This is a genomic window from Bradyrhizobium sp. P2_E8 (assembly GCF_056403875.1).
This window is the reverse complement of the sequence record NZ_JBFUES010000921.1, coordinates 1-2,978: the sequence shown is the minus strand read 5'-3', so window position 1 is coordinate 2,978 and position 2,978 is coordinate 1. Positions and strand designations below refer to the sequence as shown.

The window sequence follows — 2,978 nt, the reverse complement described above, 5'->3', positions numbered from 1 at the left end:
ATGATGGTCCCGGCGAAGCCGCCGACGCGGAATTTGAGGCCCTTGAAATCCTCCATCGACTTGATCTCCTTCCGGAACCAGCCGCCCATCTGGGCGCCGGTCGAGCCGGTTGGAACGCCGATCGTGTTATGCTCCTTGAGGAGATTGTTGAGCAGGTCCTGCCCGCCGCCGAACAGCAGCCAAGAGATATGCGCGCGCGTGTTCAGGCCGAACGGCAGCGATGTGCCGAAGGTGAAGGCCGGGTTCTTGCCCCAATAGTAATACAGCGCCGTATTGCCCATCTCGACGGTGCCGTTCGACACGGCGTCGAGCACCTGGAGGCCCGGGACGATCTCGCCGGCAGCGAACGGCTGGATCTGGAATTTGTTGTCGGTGACTTCGGCGACGCGCTTGCAGAAATATTCGCAGCCGCCATAGAGCGTGTCGAGCGCCTTGGGCCAGCTCGCGGCGAGCCGCCACTTCACCTCCGGCATCGATTGTGCGATCGCCGGCGCAGCAACGGCACTCGCGGCAAGGCCCAGTCCGCCTGCCGTCAGGAATTTACGACGTTCCATTCGTTTCCCCTCTGGGTGTTGTCGAGTCCTCGACGAGGGATCGCGGTCTTGTTGCCGCTTTGATGTTCGCCGCAGGCCGACGTTTCCTGGTGTCCGAAATTCAGTATTCCCGGATCCCATTCAGGATGACGAAAGGGGTTCCGCAAATCAAGCGCACTTTGGTTGCGCTACCGGCGCAGCCGTTCAATGCTGCACTGCGAAGGCGGCCTCCATGGCCTTGCGGATCTTCACCGTCTCGTTGGCGGCGTCGAATTCGACGTCGCTCCAGCGCACGACCGCGCCGTGCGCGACGTCATGCCTCAGCTTCAAGCGATGCGCGAGGCCGATCGGCAGGGCGCCCGCCTTGAGGCTCGCGGCGGCCTGCACCAGCTTGCCCCACACCGTGTAGCCGCCTTCGCCGTCCAGCATCTCGCCGGCGCGCAGATCGCGTTTTGCCACCGCCGCGACGTCGCCGCGGAAGCCGTAGGGCTGGCCGGTCGGCTCGCCCCGCAACGCGGCCGACAGCACCGAGATGTTCAGCTCGAGCCCGATCAGATGATAGGGCTTGTACATCGCAGCAAAGCGTCCGCTCGCATCGGTCTTGAGGCCGTACTGCTTGAAGCAGTCCGCGGCATAGTCGTTCGGAGCCTCCAGCACGACATAGACGCCCCAGCGCAGGTCGCGAAACACCGGCCGTCCGTCGCGCTCGAGCGAGGAGACGACTTCCACCACGCCGGAGCGCTCGAGCACGCCACCGCGCGATCGCGGCCGCATGATATGCGGCAGGTCGTCGACGCCGCAGGGCGGAAACAGCAGTCCCYCCGTCGGCACGTCGAGGCCGCAGGCATTGGCGATTGCGGCCATCTCGATCGCCGATTTGGTGCCGTCGAGGAAGGAGTTGAACATCTGCGGATTCATGCCGGCGGACTGCGCTTCGCCGGCGGTCAGGCCGTAATGCTGCCAGACGCCGTCCGGCGTCACGTCGTGATAGGCCGGCAGATATTTCGTGCCCTTGCCGGCGGCGACGACGCGAAAGCCGGTGGCGCGGGCCCAGTCGACCATCTCCGCCGTCAACGCCGGCTGGTCGCCATAGGCGAGCGAATAGACCACGCCCGCCTCGCGCGCTTCCTCGGCGAGCAGCGGGCCCGCCAGCACGTCGGCCTCGACATTCACCATCACGATATGCTTGCCCGCCGCGATCGCGGCGCGCGCGTGTTTGATGCCGACGGCCGGATTGCCGGTCGCTTCCACCACCACGTCCATTGCGCCGCCGGCAATCGCGCGTTCGCCGTCATCGGTGAACACGGTCGCGGCAATGCGCGCCGCATCCCAGCCGACCGTGCGGCAGGCCTCGCGCGCGCGCTCGCGGTCGATGTCGACGATGATGGGCACCTCCAGCCCCGGCGTGTGCGGCACCTGCGCCAGAAACATCGAGCCGAATTTGCCCGCGCCGATCAGCGCGACACGCACAGGCTTGCCGGCGGACGCGCGGGCCTGGAGGAGGCGGAAGAGGTTCATGGGAGATGTCCAAGAGTGTAATGGGCGATGCGAACTATCAGCGTTCGTCATTCCGGAGCGCGCGAAGCGCGAGCCCGGAATCCATTTATCCGCGGTTTCTGCGGCTCAATGGATTCCGGGCTCGACGCTACGCGTCGCCCCGGAATGACAGCTTACTCCGCCGCCTGCCGCGGGGCACGTGCGAGCCGCAGCAGGGCGTCGTCGTCCACCGTCTTGATCGGCGCGAAATCGCGGTGGGCGATGTACTCGGGCCGCGTCGGGTTGCGGATATGGTTCGAGACCGCGTTCAGTGTCAGGTACACGATCTTGCGCGGGTAGGGCGTGATGTTGCCGGCCGAGCCGTGCACGAGATTGCCGTGGAACATCAGCATGCCGCCGGGCTTGCCGGTGGGCGCGACGATGCCGCCCTGCTTGACGAGGCGCGTCACTGTTGCCTCGTCCAGCGTCCACAGCGGGTAGGACGTGGTGGCAAGGTCATGCGAGGCTTCGAGATCGCCGGCATTCTGGCTGCGCGGCACCAGCATCAGGGGACCGTTGATCGGCATCACCTCGTCGAGGAAGATCGCGATGTTCATCGCGCGCGGCTCCGGCATGCCGTCGTCGCGCTTCCAGGTGCCGTAATCCTGGTGCCATTGCCAGACGTCGCCGGTGAAGGCCGATTTCGCGTTGATCTTGAACTGGTGCATGTAGACAGGCTCGCCGAACAATTGCTCGACCGGGTCGATCATGCGCGGATGCGCGCCCAGGATGCGGAAGGCCTCGTTGTAGAGATGCGCGGCAAACGCCGTGCGCGGCGCGCCGCTCTTCTCGCGCCAGACCTCCGGCCGGTTGGCATCGTAGATGCCGACCGCCTCGCGCGCGAGCAGATCGACCTCCTCCTGGCTGAACAATTCGGGCAAAAACAGCCAGCCCTCGCGGTGGAAGAAC

Annotated in this window: 3 protein-coding genes; all 3 read right to left on the bottom strand. The window is 65.8% G+C overall.

The features are described from left to right. Window positions 1-554: TRAP transporter substrate-binding protein (locus AC1D00_RS34305; RefSeq protein WP_477013727.1), on the bottom strand; the 554-nt coding region annotated here is incomplete at its 3' end. Between the two features lie 183 nt (window positions 555-737). Next, window positions 738-2,051 carry an NAD(P)H-dependent oxidoreductase gene (locus tag AC1D00_RS34300; RefSeq protein WP_477013726.1) on the bottom strand — a complete coding sequence of 438 codons (1,314 nt, stop codon included), beginning with the start codon at window positions 2,049-2,051 and terminating at the stop codon, window positions 738-740. A gap of 152 nt (window positions 2,052-2,203) precedes the next feature. After that, window positions 2,204-2,978, bottom strand: a 775-nt coding sequence (locus AC1D00_RS34295) for a phytanoyl-CoA dioxygenase family protein (RefSeq protein ID WP_477013725.1), incomplete at its 5' end; no start/stop codon positions are given.